This window comes from Pseudomonas kielensis, assembly GCF_030505375.1.
GTDB lineage: Bacteria > Pseudomonadota > Gammaproteobacteria > Pseudomonadales > Pseudomonadaceae > Aquipseudomonas > Aquipseudomonas kielensis.
The window spans coordinates 861,942-877,142 of record NZ_CP130043.1 but is presented as its reverse complement, the minus strand read 5'-3'; the positions used below and the strand labels follow the sequence as shown (position 1 = coordinate 877,142).

The 15,201-nt window shown below is 61.8% G+C and carries 15 protein-coding genes and 1 pseudogene; 10 read left to right on the top strand and 6 right to left on the bottom strand.

The window, feature by feature from the left end; all coding sequences use genetic code 11:
• Positions 1-2: 2 nt before the first annotated feature.
• Genes Q1W70_RS04425 through Q1W70_RS04415 form a run of 3 tightly spaced genes read right to left on the bottom strand, consistent with a single transcriptional unit; the run spans position 3 to position 1,502 of the window.
• Positions 3-488 carry an LEA/WHy family protein gene (locus Q1W70_RS04425; RefSeq protein ID WP_166593114.1) on the bottom strand — a complete coding sequence of 162 codons (486 nt, stop codon included), beginning with the start codon at positions 486-488 and terminating at the stop codon, positions 3-5.
• A 38-nt stretch (positions 489-526) separates the two neighbouring features.
• A complete protein-coding gene (locus Q1W70_RS04420; RefSeq protein ID WP_166593115.1) occupies positions 527-1,000 on the bottom strand; it encodes a YchJ family protein in 474 nt (157 codons plus the stop codon).
• 4 nt (positions 1,001-1,004) lie between these two features.
• A complete protein-coding gene (locus Q1W70_RS04415) occupies positions 1,005-1,502 on the bottom strand; it encodes a DUF6231 family protein (RefSeq protein WP_166593116.1) in 498 nt (165 codons plus the stop codon).
• A 190-nt stretch (positions 1,503-1,692) separates the two neighbouring features.
• On the opposite strand from Q1W70_RS04415, the gene Q1W70_RS04410 reads away from it, so the two are divergent.
• The 4 genes from Q1W70_RS04410 to Q1W70_RS04395 all read left to right on the top strand — a co-directional run bounded on the left by Q1W70_RS04410 (position 1,693) and on the right by Q1W70_RS04395 (position 4,359).
• Entirely contained in the window at positions 1,693-2,382 is a 690-nt protein-coding gene (locus Q1W70_RS04410; RefSeq protein ID WP_166593117.1) for a PA1041 family peptidoglycan-binding anchor lipoprotein, read from the top strand.
• 90 nt (positions 2,383-2,472) lie between these two features.
• Positions 2,473-3,189: a PA1041 family peptidoglycan-binding anchor lipoprotein gene (locus tag Q1W70_RS04405; protein ID WP_166593118.1), complete on the top strand. Its 717-nt coding sequence runs from the start codon at positions 2,473-2,475 to the stop codon at positions 3,187-3,189.
• Between the two features lie 140 nt (positions 3,190-3,329).
• Positions 3,330-3,608 (top strand): DUF1145 domain-containing protein, encoded by a 279-nt coding sequence (locus Q1W70_RS04400; RefSeq protein WP_166593119.1) that lies wholly within the window; start codon positions 3,330-3,332, stop codon positions 3,606-3,608.
• A complete protein-coding gene (locus Q1W70_RS04395) occupies positions 3,601-4,359 on the top strand; it encodes a collagen-like protein (RefSeq protein ID WP_182343714.1) in 759 nt (252 codons plus the stop codon). Before Q1W70_RS04400 ends, Q1W70_RS04395 begins: the two co-directional genes overlap by 8 nt.
• A 133-nt stretch (positions 4,360-4,492) precedes the next feature.
• On the opposite strand, the gene Q1W70_RS04390 is transcribed toward Q1W70_RS04395, so the two are convergent.
• Entirely contained in the window at positions 4,493-4,957 is a 465-nt protein-coding gene (locus Q1W70_RS04390) for a CopD family protein (protein WP_166592627.1), read from the bottom strand.
• A 99-nt stretch (positions 4,958-5,056) separates the two neighbouring features.
• Here Q1W70_RS04390 and dinG point away from each other — a divergent pair.
• The 5 genes and pseudogenes from dinG to pdxH all read left to right on the top strand — a co-directional run bounded on the left by dinG (position 5,057) and on the right by pdxH (position 12,893).
• Positions 5,057-7,200: pseudogene (gene dinG, locus Q1W70_RS04385) on the top strand (ATP-dependent DNA helicase DinG).
• 82 nt (positions 7,201-7,282) lie between these two features.
• Positions 7,283-9,679, top strand: coding sequence for a beta-galactosidase (locus Q1W70_RS04380; RefSeq protein WP_166592629.1), 2,397 nt, complete (start codon positions 7,283-7,285; stop codon positions 9,677-9,679).
• Between the two features lie 114 nt (positions 9,680-9,793).
• Entirely contained in the window at positions 9,794-10,939 is a 1,146-nt protein-coding gene (locus Q1W70_RS04375) for a serine hydrolase domain-containing protein (protein WP_166592630.1), read from the top strand.
• Positions 10,940-11,078: 139 nt separating this feature from the next.
• Complete coding sequence (locus Q1W70_RS04370; protein ID WP_182343718.1) at positions 11,079-12,221, top strand: OmpA family protein; 1,143 nt, start codon at positions 11,079-11,081, stop codon at positions 12,219-12,221.
• A gap of 24 nt (positions 12,222-12,245) precedes the next feature.
• Positions 12,246-12,893, top strand: a complete 648-nt coding sequence (gene pdxH / locus Q1W70_RS04365; RefSeq protein WP_166592632.1) for a pyridoxamine 5'-phosphate oxidase — start codon at positions 12,246-12,248, stop codon at positions 12,891-12,893.
• 5 nt (positions 12,894-12,898) lie between these two features.
• Here the strand turns inward: pdxH and Q1W70_RS04360 are convergent, their stop codons facing one another.
• Positions 12,899-13,135, bottom strand: a complete 237-nt coding sequence (locus tag Q1W70_RS04360; protein WP_166592633.1) for a hypothetical protein — start codon at positions 13,133-13,135, stop codon at positions 12,899-12,901.
• Positions 13,136-13,302: 167 nt separating this feature from the next.
• Between Q1W70_RS04360 and Q1W70_RS04355 the strand changes: the two genes are divergently transcribed.
• Positions 13,303-13,767 (top strand): outer membrane lipoprotein, encoded by a 465-nt coding sequence (locus Q1W70_RS04355; protein ID WP_095166966.1) that lies wholly within the window; start codon positions 13,303-13,305, stop codon positions 13,765-13,767.
• 74 nt (positions 13,768-13,841) lie between these two features.
• Here Q1W70_RS04355 and nhaA read toward each other — a convergent pair whose 3' ends face one another.
• Positions 13,842-15,029, bottom strand: a complete 1,188-nt coding sequence (gene nhaA, locus Q1W70_RS04350; RefSeq protein ID WP_166592634.1) for a Na+/H+ antiporter NhaA — start codon at positions 15,027-15,029, stop codon at positions 13,842-13,844.
• Positions 15,030-15,201: the final 172 nt, after the last annotated feature.

Below are 15,201 nucleotides of genomic sequence, written 5' to 3'. Positions count from 1 at the left end.
GTTTACTCCGGAATAAAATCGCCGGGAATTATCTCGCCATAACGCGACAGGTGCACGTCTTTGCCGAAGAATAATCCGGTTTGCAGGACGCCCTCCAGGCGGTAGGGGATGGGCTGCTCGGGTTTCTTCAACAACTTGACCACTTCGCGCAGGTGTTGCCACAGGTTCGTGCGGATCGGTACCTGAAAATACCCACTGCTCTTGGGGTCGACACTGAACCACTGATCACTCTCGCCCTCGCTCAGCAGGAACTGGCTCAAGTGAATGCGGTATTCCAGGCCGCGGACCGTCAGGCTGGAGTCATTGGGGTTGTCGACCCGAAAGTACAGCATGAACTTCTGGTCGAGCAACCGGGCCCGGATCACCTCGACCTTGAGCAGGTGGACCTGAGGCTCAAGCTCATCGTCGCTGAACCAGGACACGCAACCACTGAGACTCAGCAGCAACAGCAGGCTGATGCAGTGCAGGGCGCGGCGCTGGTTGAGCATGGTCTGGCTCCCTTTACCCGCAGTACAGGTTCAGTCCTTTAGGCGAAATACCCGGCACAGCACTTCTTGAACTTCTGCCCGCTGGCGCAGGGGCAGGCGTCATTGCGCCCGGCCTTGAGCGGTACGGTTGGGTCAATGAAGTACCAGTGCCCGGCGTTCTGTACGAAAGAAGAACGTTCACGGTGGCTATGTTCGCCGTCGCTGTCATGCCAGCGCGCAGTAAAGGTGACGAAGGCGTGTTCAGGTTGGCCGCCGAACACTTCCGAGCTTTCCACCTCCAGGCCGAGCCAGGTGCTCTGGGCGCTCCAGGCGCTGATCGACTGGCGGTCCAGGCCGGCTTGCTGGGCGGGCAGGGTGGTCGCCACCAGGTAGTCGATCAGGCCCAGCACGTAGGCGCTGTAGCGCGAGCGCATCAAGGCTTCGGCGCAGGGCGCGGGGTGCCCGGCATGGTAGTGCCCGCAGCAGGCATCGAGTGGCGTGCCGCTGCCGCAAGGGCAGATGGATGTACTCATTGTGTTACCACCAGTATTTTCCGAAATTCTCTGGATTGGCCCAGAACCGTGAGTTGAGCCAGTCAGGTACTTGTTTGTAGTCAAGCAGATCATAGGTGAACAGGGTCAATACTTGTTCGTCGCGCTGGAAACGTTCACTGGCTTGCAGGGCCAGGGAGAAGAAGTCGGTGTCCTGCCAGCCGCAGGCACTCAGGTCGGCGAGGACCGCGATGCGACTGGCGTTGAGGTTGCGGATCCCGCCGAGCAGGTTCAGGCCGTCGCGCTTGGGCAAATGCTCCAGGCAGTCGAGGGCCAGGGCCAGGTCGAATCGTTGCGCTGCCAGTTCTGCTGGCAGTGGGCCGGGGGCGATCTGGGCAACGACGGTGTCGGGGTGCGCCAGCTTGAACGCCTGCAGCGCCGGAAAGTCGCTGGCACCGATCAGCAGCAACCGTTTTGGTGCATAACGATCGAGCAGGGCGGCGAGCGCCTGCTGGGGAGTACGCAAAGAAATAGCGGCGGTCATCGAGGATCCTCAATCAGAACTGCCAAGACTAGCCTGCCCGAAGGCTCGGGCCTAGAGCGGGTTTGCACGGGATGCTACGAGCGCCCGTAAATACGCGATGCAGCAAGGCTGGCCTATTGCTGGCGGATATTAAAACTCGGGTCTTTACTGCTTGAATCGGTCGTATGCCGATCCCTCAGGAGAAAACTCGATGAGCATAGTTCGGACAGCATTACCCTTGGTTCTGCTAACCAGTGTGTTGACTGGTTGCGCAGGTTTGCAGAAAACCGACTGGCCGACCTGTGCGGCGGTGGGCGGCGTGGTCGGTGCGGGTCTCGGCGCGACGAAAAGTTCGGCATGGGCCGGCGGTGGCGCGCTGTTCGTAGGTGGCTTGGCAGCCGCCTATTGCTGGGTGCATGGCGACGGCGATGAAGATGGCGACGGTGTTCTGGACAGTCTCGACAAGTGCCCGGGCACACCAAAAGGCGTGCAGGTCGATGCCAATGGCTGCCCACCACCGGTGCCGGTGGTTGAAGAAGTGGTGGTGGTCAAAGAAGAAACCATCGTCATTCGTGATGTGCACTTCCAGTTCGACTCGGCCAAGTTGACCGAAGCCGACAAAACCAAGCTGGAAACCATTGCTTCCCGACTGAAACAGGAAGCAACGACTGCGCAACTGAGCGTCACCGGGCATACCGACAGCGTTGGCAGCGATGCCTATAACGAGAAACTCTCGGATAAACGTGCGCATTCGGTGGTCGAGTACCTGATCGAAGAAGGCGTGCCACGTGCCAGCTTCGTGTCGGTACAAGGTGCCGGTGAAAGCCAGCCAGTGGCCGACAACAAAACCGCTGACGGGCGGGCCATGAACCGTCGTACCGAAATCAAAATCAACCGCTAGCCCCTCTCGCATCCGCGGCTTGTGCAGTCGCGGATGCGGGTCTTTACTCCTGTGTGACCGGTATGGGCCGGTAATACAGGAGCAATCACCATGAGTCTTCGTGCGCGGACCGTGATACCGGTACTACTGTTTGGCAGCCTGTTGACAGGTTGCGCCACCCACAGCGACGGCACTGCCCCCCTCAATCAACGTACCTGGCCCATTTGCAGCCTTATCGGCGGCCTGGTGGGCGGAGGCCTGGGCGCGATAGAAAGTGGTGGTTGGGCGGCAGGTGGTGCGGCACTCGGTTTGTTGACGGGAGGCTTGATCTGTTACGCGCAGGATGGCGATGAGGACGAGGATGGGGTCTTTGATCGTCGTGATCATTGCCCGGATACCCCGGCCAATACCCCGGTCGACAACAGGGGTTGTCCGATTCCCCAGTACCCGGCCACCGTCAAGCCGGTCGAACCGCAAAGTGAAGTGATCACCCTGAGTGACCAGGGGGAGGTGTTGTTCGCCTTCGACTCCGCGCAATTGACGCCGGCGGCCCAGGAACAACTGGTGGGGTTGATGGATAAACTGAAAAACGCCGACGTACTGAGTATCAAGGTGGTCGGGCATACCGACAGCCAGGGCACAGACGCCTACAACCAGGCGCTCTCCGAACGCCGCGCCAGCAGTGTCGCCGCCTTCCTGCTGGAGCAGGGGCTGGCACCGGACAAACTCACCAGTCAGGGCATGGGCGAAAGCCAGCCTGTTGCCGACAACGCCAGCGAAGAAGGGCGGGCGAAAAACCGTCGCGTGGAACTGGTGATCGGCCGCTGATCGGCGGCTGCCGGATGGGCGATCCTCGTCGATCCGGCAGCTAAACAGCCTCGTGCGCAAGAATTTTCACTGACCGCTGGCGCATCCCTCGTGGAAGTCGTTACTGTGCGCGCAAAGAATAATGAACCACGGGGGAGCGTATGAAAGTGTTTTGGGGGCTGGGTAAAGTTTTGACCCTGATGTTCTGGCTGGTGGCGCTGGTCAACCTGGTGGAACCGCTGATCAATCCGATTGATTTGCTGGTCAATCTGGCGGCCAGCCTGTTGCTGCTGACCCACCTGTTGGAAGTGTTGCTGGTGCACCGCAACCTCAAGGGCCGTCCTCACCCGTGGCGTGATCGCCTGCAAATCCTCCTGTTTGGCATTTTTCACCTGCGGACCCTGTCTGCCCCTACCGCTGGGGAGGCCCGCCATGCGTAAGCTCTGTTTGCTTGCCGCGCTGGTCAGCCCACTGGCCACGGCGCAGGTGGTCAGTGTGGAAAGTCATTCGCTGATGCGCCTGCCCAATACCACCAGCACCTTGCAGTTGGAGCGTCTGGACGTGGCGGACTATGGCACCTTGCTGATTCCTTCGAACGTCACTGAGTTGGACGTCGGCCAGTTGCACCTGGGGCGCGAGGCGCGGATTGCGATTGTTCCCAGTGAGCAGGTCCTGCAGTTGAATGTCGGGCATGCCCAGCTTGCCAGTGGCAGCCAGATTACGTCCCGTGGTGCGCCGGGTACTTACCTCAAGGCCGCTCGCGGCGGGCGTAACCTGAATTTGCGCATTGCTTCGTTGAATGCCCCCGAGTTGTCCGTGGATGCCCGTGGTGGCGCTGGTGCGCCGGGCTATGTGGGGCTCGATGGGGCCAATGGTCAGGAGCCCGGTTGCACCTGGGGTCAGGCCGGACGTGGTGCCGATGGGGATAACGGGGGGGATGGTCGTGCAGGGGCGCCAGGGGCTTTGGTGCGTCTGGAATTGCCGCGTGATTATCCGCAGCAGCAGATCAAGGTGCAGGTTGAGGGGGGCGCCGGAGGAGTGCCGGGGGCGGGTGGCAAGCCTGGTGCGGGAGGGAAGGCCAAGGGGTGCCTTGTTTACCGTGCCGATGGTGGCAAGAGTGGGCGGCCCGGGATGGCGGGGCAGCCGGGGGCAGAGGGGGCGGCTGGGGCTGTCAGTTTGCAGCGTTTGTAGGGCGTGAGTGGTAAAGGCGAGGCGGCCTTGCGGCCGGCCTGTTTTTACCGCTGTGCGAATCGCCCTCTAGGAGCGAGCCCGCTCGCGATGGCAATCTGCGGCTCGCTCCAGATCAACGGCAGGTTCCGTGTCTTTAGAATGTCGGGCGCGCCGCCGCAATGGCGACCAGCACCAATCCCACCATCAAATTGATACCCACCAGGCGGCGTATCCCACCCAGGGTGGCGGCGCCGGTCGGCCAGTCTTCGGCCAGGACGGCCTTGCGTAGCTCGGGCAGTTGCAGTGCTTGAATGCGAATGAACAGTGCGGTCATCACCAGGTACAGGCCCATCATGATCTGCACGTAGCGTGGCGCGGTCTCGAAGCCGTTGAAGCGCAGGTGGATCAGGCCGACGCCGCTGATCGGCAGGATCAGCACCGCCATCCAGACCCAGAGAAAAAAGCGTGGGAACACTTCCAGCCACAGTTTAAGGCGGGCCGGGCCCTCGAGGGCCTTTACGGCGGCGGGGCGCAGGACCATCCAGGCGAAAAACATGCCGCCGACCCAGACCAGGGCCGCCAGTGTATGCAGGCTATAAATGAAGGCGAAAAGTGTCATTGAGGTACTCCGTTCTGCGCGGGATTAATTAGCGGGGTATGATAGCGGCCGATCCGAACCACTGAAAATTTATCCAGCGTTTTTTGCGCCCGACAATCCATGATCAGCACTGAACTCAAAACCACGATCCAGGGCGCTTATTCGCGTTTTCTCGAAGCCAAGAGCCTTAAGCCCCGCTACGGCCAGCGCCTGATGATCGCCGAAATCGCCAAAGTCCTGGGTGACATCGACACCGACGACGAAGGCCGGCGCAGTGGCGACCCCGCGATTGTCGCGGTGGAAGCCGGCACCGGTACCGGTAAGACCGTGGCCTACAGCCTGGCGGCGATTCCCACGGCCAAGGCCGCCGGCAAACGGCTGGTGATTGCCACTGCCACCGTCGCCCTGCAAGAGCAGATCGTCTACAAGGACCTGCCGGACCTGATGCGCAACAGCGGGCTGAATTTCAGCTTTGCCCTGGCCAAGGGCCGGGGTCGCTATATGTGCCTGTCCAAGCTCGACATGCTGCTGCAAGAAGGCCATGCGCAAACCGCCACGGCCCAGCTGTTCGAGGAAGAAGGCTTCAAGATCGAGGTCGATGAGGCCAGTCAGAAGCTGTTCACCAGCATGATCGAGAAGCTCGCCGGCAATAAGTGGGACGGCGACCGCGACAGTTGGTCCACCGCCCTGGAAGACGCTGACTGGGCGCGCCTGACCACCGACCACAGCCAGTGCACCAACCGCCATTGCCCCAATTTTGGCCAGTGCGCCTTTTACAAGGCCCGCGAAGGCATGGGCAAGGTCGATGTGATCGTCACCAACCATGACATGGTCCTCGCCGACCTGGCCCTGGGGGGCGGTGCCGTGCTGCCGGACCCGCGTGACACCATCTATGTGTTCGACGAAGGTCACCACCTGCCGGACAAGGCCATCGGCCACTTCGCCCATTACACGCGCCTGCGCTCCACCGCCGACTGGCTGGAGACCACCGCCAAGAACCTCACCAAGTTGCTCGCCCAGCACCCGCTGCCCGGCGACCTGGGCAAGCTGATCGAGCAAGTGCCGGAACTGGCGCGCGAGATCAAGACCCAGCAGCAGTTCATGTTCAGTGCCTGCGAGCAGGTGGCCGACTTCAAGCCCGGCGAAGATGTAGAAGGCCGTGAGCGCCCGCGTCATCGCTTTGTCGGTGGAGTGATTCCCGAGCACATGCGCGAGATGGGCGTCGAGCTGAAGAAGGGCTTTGCCCGCCTGACCGATGTCTTCACCCGGCTTACTGAGTTGCTCAAGGAAGGCATGGACGGCGAGGTCAACATTGGTATCGCCAGCAACCAGGCCGAAGAGTGGTATCCGCTGTTTGGCAGCCTGCTGTCGCGCTCCCAGGGCAACTGGGAGTTGTGGACCGCCTTTACCGCCGAAGACCCGGAAGACAACCCGCCCATGGCGCGCTGGCTGACCCTGGCCGAAAGCGGTTCGCTGTTCGATATCGAGGTCAATGCCAGCCCGATCCTGGCTGCGGAGATGCTGCGGCGTAACCTGTGGAATATCGCCTACGGTGCCTTGGTGACCTCGGCCACCCTGACTGCCCTCGGCACTTTCGATCGCTTCCGCATGCGTGCCGGCCTGCCGAAAAAAGCCGTGACGGCGGTCGTGCCCAGCCCGTTCCATCATGCCGACGCGGGTGTGCTGCGGGTCCCCGACCTGCGCGCCGACCCGCGTGACGCCGCGGCGCACACGGCGGCGATCATCCGCGACCTGCCGGAACTGGTGGAAGGCTCGCGTGGCACCCTGGTGCTGTTTTCCTCGCGCAAACAGATGCAGGACGTGTTCGATGGCCTCGACCGCGACTGGCGCAAGCAAGTGTTCATTCAAGGCAACCTGTCGAAACAGGAAACCCTGAACAAGCACAAGGCGCGGGTCGATGGGGGGATTCCAGCGTGCTGTTCGGCCTGGCCAGTTTTGCCGAAGGTGTCGATTTGCCGGGTGCCTATTGCGAGCACGTGGTGATCGCCAAGATCCCGTTCTCGGTGCCCGATGACCCGGTGGAAGCCGCGCTGGCCGAGTGGATCGAAGCGCGAGGCGGCAACCCGTTCATGGAAATCTCGGTGCCGGACGCCTCGCTCAAGCTGGTTCAGGCTTGCGGTCGCCTGCTGCGCACCGAAGAAGACCGCGGCACCATCACCTTGCTTGACCGGCGCCTGGTCACGCAGCGTTACGGAAAGGCGATCCTCAACGCCTTGCCACCGTTCCGTCGCGAAATATCTTGAGACAGGGTGGGCGAAAACGCCCACTTCGTTGTCTATCTCCTATCACCGATTTCACACTGGCCCTAGGGAGAACCTGGTTCATATGATTCGCCGCTCGTTACCCGCTGTTTTTGCCCTGATGTTCGCTGCGCCCCTGCTGGCGGCACCCACCGGGCAGCAGACGCTGTTCAACTTTGTCCGGCCTGCCGATGTGGTCCAGGTGACGACACAGGATGCCAGCTTGCCGCAATCCAATGCGGAGCAGACGGCCGAGGGCGAAGTGCTGCGGCGTGTGACGTTCAACCCGACGGCGCAACCGAGCCTGCGCCTGACCCCGCAAACCGGGGCCTGGGACTGGTCGCAATCCGAGGTCATGAGCCTGCGCCTGCAGAGCGCGATGAACTGGGCTGTGACGCTGTACGTAAAGATCCAGAGCAACGACGGGAAAACCCTGGTCAGCCGCGTCGACTTGCCTGCCGGCCCGGCGCAGACCCTGTTGGTGCCGCTCAAGCCTAGCTCGCCCCTGAGCCAGGGCATGAAGGCCGGCCCGCCGATGCCGATGACCGTCGATGGCCAGCGAATCCTGCTGGCCAGCAGCGAGGGTGAGCTAGACCCTGCCCAGGTGGTGTCGGTCACGCTGTCGATGGATCAGCCGAAAGTGGCCCAGAGCATCCTGGTCGAGCGCTTTGGCGTGCAGGACGGCGCGGCGGTCACCCAGGCAGTCTACGGTTCTCTGGTGGATGCCTATGGGCAGTCGAGCCGGGCGAAATGGCCGGAAAAGATCGCCACTGACGAGCAGCTCAAGGCGGCCGCCGTCAAGGAACAGCAACAATTGAGCGGCTGGCTGGCCCAGCGCCAACGCTCGGCCCTGGACGCCTACGGCGGCTTGAACACGGCCGCGGCGTTCAAGGCCAGCGGCTTTTTTCGCACCGAGAAGCGCGACGGGCGCTGGTACCTGGTGACGCCGCTAGGTCACCCGTTCTACTCCCTGGGGGTCAATACGGTCACCGCAGACGCCAGCCAGACGTATGTCGCCGGTCGCGAAGGCATGTTCGAAGTATTGCCGGGTAACGACCAGCCCCTGGCTGTCCATTACGGTGAAGGCGACAACCGTGGCGGCAATGGTGTCGATCGCGGGCGCGCCTTCAATAGCGGTCGCTGGTATGACTTTTACGGCGCCAACCTGCAACGCACCTACGGTCAGCCCTGTGTCGCCACCGCCACCGCCACCGCCCCGGCGACGGAGGCCGAAACCGGTGCCGAAGCGCCCGTCGCGCCATGTGCGCCCTATGCCTTTGATGAAAAACGCTGGGCCGGCCACACCCTCGATCGCCTGCAGGCCTGGGGCTTCAACACCCTGGGTAACTGGAGCGAGCCGGCCTTGGGCCACAGCGAGCGGATGCCCTACACCTTGCCATTGTCGATCGTTGGCGATTACACCAGCATCAGCACGGGCAACGACTGGTGGGGCGGTATGCCCGACCCGTTCGACCCGCGTTTTGCCATGGCCACCGAGCGTGCAGTGGCCATTGCCGCCCGCGACCACCGGGATGATCCCTGGTTGATCGGCTACTTTGCGGATAACGAGCTGGCCTGGGCCGGTCCCGGTGACGACCCCAAGGCGCGTTATGCCCTGGCGTATGGCACGTTGAAAATGACCACCGACGTACCGGCCAAACGGGCCTTCCTCAAGCAGTTGCGTGACAAGTACCGCAATCAGGCAGGCCTGTCGAAGGCCTGGGGCATCGACCTGCCGGCCTGGGAGTTGATGGAAGACCCGGGGTTCGTGCCGCCGGTACCCAATCCGGAGCATCCGGAAATCGAAGCCGACTTCAAATACTTCCAGAAAGTCTTCGCCGATACCTACTTCAAGACCATTTCCGATTCGTTGAAATGGCATGCGCCGAACCACCTGCTGCTCGGCGGCCGGTTTGCCGTCAGCACGCCCGAAGCCGTGGCGTCCTGCGCGCAGTACTGCGATGTGCTGAGCTTCAACCTCTACACGCTCAAGCCCCAGGATGGCTATGACTTCAGCCAGTTGCAGGCGCTGGACAAACCGGTGCTGATCACTGAGTTCAACTTCGGTTCGCGGGATCGCGGCCCCTTCTGGGGTGGGGTAACGGAGTTGGCGAAGGAGGAGGACCGGGGCCCGGCCTACGCCAATTTCGTCAAACAGGCGCTCAGCGAGCCGTCGATTGTCGGGGTGCACTGGTTCCAGTACCTCGATCAACCGGTAACCGGTCGCCTGCTGGATGGCGAGAACGGACATTTTGGCCTGGTGGGGATCACCGATATCCCGTTCCAGGGTTTTGTCGACAGCGTGCGCAAGGCCAACCTGCAGGTCGTCGATCAGTTCGCCAAGGCGGGCGAACAAGCCCGGCTCGCCGCCGAGAAAGCCGGCAAAACCAGTGAAAAAGCCGAGGGCGAAAAAACCGGCCACGCGCCGCAGGGCGCGGGGCAGGGCAGCCACACGGATGGACATTCGGCCAACGGTCACTAATCGTTGAAACGGCACGTTTAAACCCGTGACCGCCCAGCCCTAGCGGGTTCCCAAAACCCTCAAGGGCTGGAACAATGCGCTATCGATTCGAGATGTTTCTCCGGGGAGTGGTGGGTGCAGATTCAAGGTCATTACGAGCTTCAATTCGAAGCAGTCCGCGAAGCCTTCGCGGCACTGTTCGATAACTCCCAGGAACGCGGCGCGGCCTTGTGCATCCAGATCGGTGGCGAGACCGTCCTCGACCTGTGGGCGGGCACGGCCGACAAGGATGGCGCTGAGGCATGGCACAGCGATACCATCGCCAACCTGTTTTCCTGCACCAAGACCTTTACCGCCGTGACCGCCCTGCAGCTGGTTGCCGAGGGCAAGCTGCAACTTGATGCTCCGGTGGCCCGCTACTGGCCCGAGTTCGCCGCTGCCGGCAAGGAAACGGTGACCTTGCGTCAGTTATTGTGTCATCAGGCAGGCCTGCCGGCACTGCGTGAGTTGCTGGCACCCGAAGCGCTCTACGACTGGCAGACCATGGTGGATGCCCTGGCGGCAGAAGCGCCTTGGTGGACCCCGGGCGAAGGCCATGGGTATGCGGCAATCACCTATGGCTGGCTGGTGGGTGAACTGTTGCGTCGGGCCGATGGCCGTGGTCCGGGTGAATCGATCGTCGCGCGGGTGGCACGTCCCCTGGGGCTGGATTTCCATGTTGGCCTGGCCGATGAAGAGTTCCACCGCGTGGCGCATATCGCACGGGGCAAAGGCAACGTTGGTGATGCGGCCGCCCAGCGCCTGCTACAGGTCACTTTGCGCGAGCCGACAGCCATGAGCACTCGGGCGTTCACCAACCCGCCCTCGATCATGACCAGCACCAACAAGCCAGAGTGGCGACGGATGCAGCAGCCGGCGGCCAATGGCCACGGCAATGCCCGTAGCCTCGCCGGCTTCTACAGCGGCCTGCTGGATGGCAGCCTGCTGGAAAGTGACATGCTCCAGGAGCTGACGCGCGAGCACAGCCTGGGCGAGGACAAGACTCTACTGACCCGGACGCGTTTTGGCCTGGGTTGTATGCTGGATCAGCCGGACGTACCCAACGCCACCTTCGGCCTCGGCCCTCGGGCTTTTGGTCATCCTGGGGCGGGGGGATCCGTCGGGTTTGCTGATCCCGAACACGATGTGGCCTTCGGTTTTGTCACCAATACCCTGGGTCCCTACGTGTTGATGGACCCGCGTGCGCAGAAGCTGGTGCGGGTTCTCGGCGATTGCCTGTAAAAGGGTGGTTGCCAGGCATTTTTCTGATAAAAGATGCCACAAAGTCATGGAATGGAACCCTGTGGCTTTTCATGTTGCACAGCGTCTGTTTATACGGGTCGCAGACCCACAGCTTTTTATCTCATTTTGTGGATATCCCATGTCACCGAACAAATTCTTAGCCTTGGCCCTGTGTCTCAGCATCACCGGTTGTGCACAAACCCCACAAAGTGACGCAGACGGTGGCCCTTGGTGGTCATTCGGTTCCGGTTCCGACAAGGTTGCGGACAAAGGCACCGCCAAGCCGGACGTCAAGGCCGACGCCAAGGCGCCGGCAGCTCCTGCCGACAAGACCGCCGCCGCCCCGGCAACCCCGGCGCCTGTGGCCAAGGCACAGGACAGCGGCAGCAGCTGGTGGCCGTTCTCCTCCAAGGAGAGCGCCCCCAAAGCCGCCGTAGCCGATAGCAAAGCCGCCGCGCCTGTGGCGCCGATCGCGACGACCAGCGCTGCCGCCGCAGCGGCCAAGGCCGACTCCGAGAGCAAATGGTGGTGGCCGTTCAGCAACCAGCCCAAGGCAGTGACCAAGGCGGACATCAAGGATGTCCCGATGCCTGATCCGAAAATCACCCAGGCCTGGCTGGACGACTACGAGCCGCGCCTGCGCAGTGCCATTCAGGACAAGCGCCTGCAGGTCGAGCGTCGCGAGAACATCCTGGTGGTCATCGTGCCGGTGGATGAGGCATTTAACCCGAAACGCCCGGCCATGCTGTTGCCTTCGACCCTCGGCCCGTTCACTCGGATTGCCAAGCTGGTGGAATCCGACACCAAGACTTCGGTACTGGTGCTTGGCCACGGCGACTCCTCTGGCGCTGCCCCGGCAACCCAGACCCTGAGCAAGGAGCGTGCGACTTCGGTAGCCTCGATCTTCAGCCTCGGTGGCATGAAGCGTGATCGCCTGATGTTGCGTGGCATGGGTGACCTGATGCCGCGTGCAGCGAACGACAGTGTCCAGGGGCGTGCCTTGAACCGTCGTGTCGAGATCGTGCTGACCCAACGCACCACCATGCTGGCCCTGCTGAGCAAGTACAGCTCGCCGACCCCACCGGCGGCCGAGATGGTTGCGATCCAGGATGCCAAGCCTGCCAGCGTTGCCCTGGCCGATAAGAAAGCCACGCCAGCGAAAAAAGCCGCACCGGCGAAAAAGGCCACCACGGCCAAAAAAGCCGCACCAGCGAAAAAACAGCCAGCCAAGACCCCGACCCCGGCGAAAAAACCGGTACCGGTCAAAGCTGCTGCAAACTGATCGACCCCGCACAAGGAAAACGCCGTGACCCAGGCTCTGGCTGATATGCGCCGCGACTACACCCGCGATGGTTTGACCGAGGCCCAGGCCCCGGCCGAACCTTTCGTCCTGTTTCACCAGTGGTTTGCCGAGGCGGTGAAAACCGAACAACCTCCGGTCGAAGCCAATGCCATGACCTTGGCCACTGTTGATGAGCAGGGTCGCCCGCATTGCCGGATCCTGTTGCTCAAGGGCCTGGATGAGCAAGGTTTTACCTTCTTCACCAACTATGAGAGTGCCAAGGGCCAGCAGTTGGCGGCCAACCCCTGTGCCGCCATGACCTTCTTCTGGCCGACCCTGGAGCGCCAGGTGCGCATCGAGGGGCGGGTGGTCAAGGTCACGCCGCAAGAGTCCGATGCTTATTACCAGGTGCGGCCATTGGGCAGTCGCCTGGGGGCGTGGGCTTCCCCACAGAGTCAGGTGATTGCCGATCGTGCCGAGCTTGAAGGGCTGCTCAAGGCTACCGAGCAGCGCTTCAGCGATAGCCAGCCCGATTGTCCGGAGCATTGGGGCGGCTATCGCCTGCTGCCCGAGCGCATCGAGTTCTGGCAGGGACGTGCCAGTCGTCTTCACGACCGCTTGAACTACCGTCTGCAAGACGGTAGTTGGAGCCGTGAACGTCTGGCGCCCTGAGCAGTCTACCGGGCAGGATAGGTGGCTGCGGCCGCCTCCAGCCACTGCGCCAGGTCCCGGCGTTTGATGCGTTGCTGCCGGGCACGTTCCAGTTGCTGCAGCATGAACTGCTTTTTCTGTTCGTCATTACCCGCCAGTGACAGCGCCAGGTCACGGTCCATCCAGCGCTTGATTCGCACGTACAGCCACCAGTGGAAGTACAGGCCGGCGACGGTGGTGACGACAATGATGAAGTAATCCATGGAAATCCTTGGGCGATGGCGCAATTTTTCGAAATGGCCGCTACTGTGTGTTGAGCTCGCAGACGCCGCTGTACTGCGCCTGAATGAAACCAATTTTATCCGGGCGGCGCCGTGACAGGCGTCAAGCTGCGGAGTTTAATGAATACCTGTCCTTTGGAGTTGATGTTATGCGTAAGTCTGTTCTGCTGGTTGCTACCTTTTCCACGATGGCGATGTTACTCACAGGCTGCCAGTCCAGCCTGACCGGTGACTCCTACTCCCGTGACGAAGCGCGTCGTGTGCAGACCGTGCGCATGGGCACCATCGAGTCCCTGCGTCCGGTGAAAATCGAAGGCACCAAGACCCCGATTGGCGGCCTGGCTGGCGCGGCGGTGGGTGGTGTCGGTGGTAGCGCCATTGGTGGCGGCAAAGGCAGTATCGTTGCTGCAGTCATCGGTGCGGTGGCAGGTGGTTTGATCGGTTCGGCCACTGAAGAAGGCCTGACCCGTACCCAGGGCGTGGAAATCACCGTGCGTGAAGACGACGGCAGCATGCGTGCCTATGTGCAGCAGGTTCAGGAAAACGAAGTGTTCCGTGTGGGTGAGCGCGTACGCATCTCCACCGTGGACGGCACCAGCCGCGTATCGCACTAAGTTCCAACAGTTAAAACAAAACCCCGATCAGGCAACTGATCGGGGTTTTGTTTTTCTCGCATTTAATCGACTGATCAGGCCGCGTGTACCGGGTTCTTGCGGCTCGCTACCACCATCACGGCATAACCGATCAGGGCGGAGAACAGCGAGCCGGTGAGGATGCCCATGCGGTCCATGCCGGCGTATTCGCTGCTGCCCGCCTCAAAGGCCAGGGAACCGACGAACAGGCTCATGGTGAAGCCGATCCCGCAGAGAATCGCCACGCCCAGCACCTGGCCCCAATTGGCACCCTGGGGCAGGGCAGCGATGCCGATTTTCACGGCCAGCCAGGTCAGGCCGAACACGCCCAGGGTTTTTCCGAGCAGCAGGCCGACGGCAATGCCCATAGGCACGTCGTGGGTGAAACTCTCGAGGGTCACGCCGCTCAGCGACAGGCCGGCGTTGGCGAACGCGAACAGCGGCAGGATGCCGTAGGCGACCCAGGGATGCAGCGCATGTTCCAGGCTCAGTGACGGCGAGGGCTCGGCATTTTTGGTGCGCAGCGGGATGCAGAACGCCAGTGTCACCCCGGCCAGCGTGGCGTGGACACCGCTCTTGAGCACGCAGACCCAGAGGATCAGGCCGATGATCATGTACGGGCCCAGCTTGACCACCCCCAGGCGATTCATCGCCACCAGCGCCGCAATACAAGCGCCCGCCAGCATCAACGACAGGGTCGAGAGCGCGCCGGAGTAGAAGATCGCAATGATGATGATCGCGCCCAGGTCATCGATGATGGCCAGGGTCATCAGGAACAGCTTCAGCGACACCGGTACACGCTTGCCCAGCAAGGCCAGTACGCCCAGGGCGAAGGCAATGTCGGTGGCGGTCGGAATCGCCCAGCCATTGAGTGCGGGTGGGTTGTCGCGGTTGAGGAACCAGTAGATCAGCGCTGGCACCAGCATGCCACCGACGGCGGCGGCACCCGGCAGGACGATCTGCGAAGGCTTGGACAGGTGACCATCCAGGACTTCACGCTTGACCTCAAGGCCGATCAGAAGGAAAAACAGGGCCATCAGGCCGTCGTTGATCCACAGCAACAAGGGCTTGGCGATTTTCAAGGCACCGATCTGGGCCACCACGGGGGTGTCCAGCAAGCCGGTGTAGAGCCAAGACAGCGGTGAGTTGTTGATGATCAGGGCCAGTACTGCAGCGGCAATCAATAACAGACCGCTGGCAGCTTCCAACTGAAAGAAACGAGTGAAAGTGCTACGCAGAGGCAAGGTCGCTCTCCATCTATAGATTCAAAAGGTGGCACACCCTAACCTGTGCGGTTAGTTGTTAAAACAAAAGTTATATTCTTTTTTGTTATATACCGTTACAACCTGCGTTCCGCAGAGCCTAGCAGTTGACTGGTGTATTGAACCCTAGCTGTACCTGTGCGTTATGTAGGTT

What these genes read in the sequence shown, in the direction of transcription:
- Q1W70_RS04390 (WP_166592627.1), bottom strand. Translation starts at nt 4,957, where the DNA reads ATGACACTTTTCGCCTTCATTTATAGCCTGCATACACTGGCGGCCCTG.
- Q1W70_RS04405 (WP_166593118.1), top strand. Translation starts at nt 2,473, where the DNA reads ATGAGTCTTCGTGCGCGGACCGTGATACCGGTACTACTGTTTGGCAGC.
- Q1W70_RS04410 (WP_166593117.1), top strand. Translation starts at nt 1,693, where the DNA reads ATGAGCATAGTTCGGACAGCATTACCCTTGGTTCTGCTAACCAGTGTG.
- Q1W70_RS04355 (WP_095166966.1), top strand. Translation starts at nt 13,303, where the DNA reads ATGCGTAAGTCTGTTCTGCTGGTTGCTACCTTTTCCACGATGGCGATG.
- Q1W70_RS04360 (WP_166592633.1), bottom strand. Translation starts at nt 13,135, where the DNA reads ATGGATTACTTCATCATTGTCGTCACCACCGTCGCCGGCCTGTACTTC.
- Q1W70_RS04400 (WP_166593119.1), top strand. Translation starts at nt 3,330, where the DNA reads ATGAAAGTGTTTTGGGGGCTGGGTAAAGTTTTGACCCTGATGTTCTGG.
- Q1W70_RS04415 (WP_166593116.1), bottom strand. Translation starts at nt 1,502, where the DNA reads ATGACCGCCGCTATTTCTTTGCGTACTCCCCAGCAGGCGCTCGCCGCC.
- Q1W70_RS04425 (WP_166593114.1), bottom strand. Translation starts at nt 488, where the DNA reads ATGCTCAACCAGCGCCGCGCCCTGCACTGCATCAGCCTGCTGTTGCTG.
- Q1W70_RS04420 (WP_166593115.1), bottom strand. Translation starts at nt 1,000, where the DNA reads ATGAGTACATCCATCTGCCCTTGCGGCAGCGGCACGCCACTCGATGCC.
- Q1W70_RS04380 (WP_166592629.1), top strand. Translation starts at nt 7,283, where the DNA reads ATGATTCGCCGCTCGTTACCCGCTGTTTTTGCCCTGATGTTCGCTGCG.
- Q1W70_RS04395 (WP_182343714.1), top strand. Translation starts at nt 3,601, where the DNA reads ATGCGTAAGCTCTGTTTGCTTGCCGCGCTGGTCAGCCCACTGGCCACG.
- Q1W70_RS04370 (WP_182343718.1), top strand. Translation starts at nt 11,079, where the DNA reads ATGTCACCGAACAAATTCTTAGCCTTGGCCCTGTGTCTCAGCATCACC.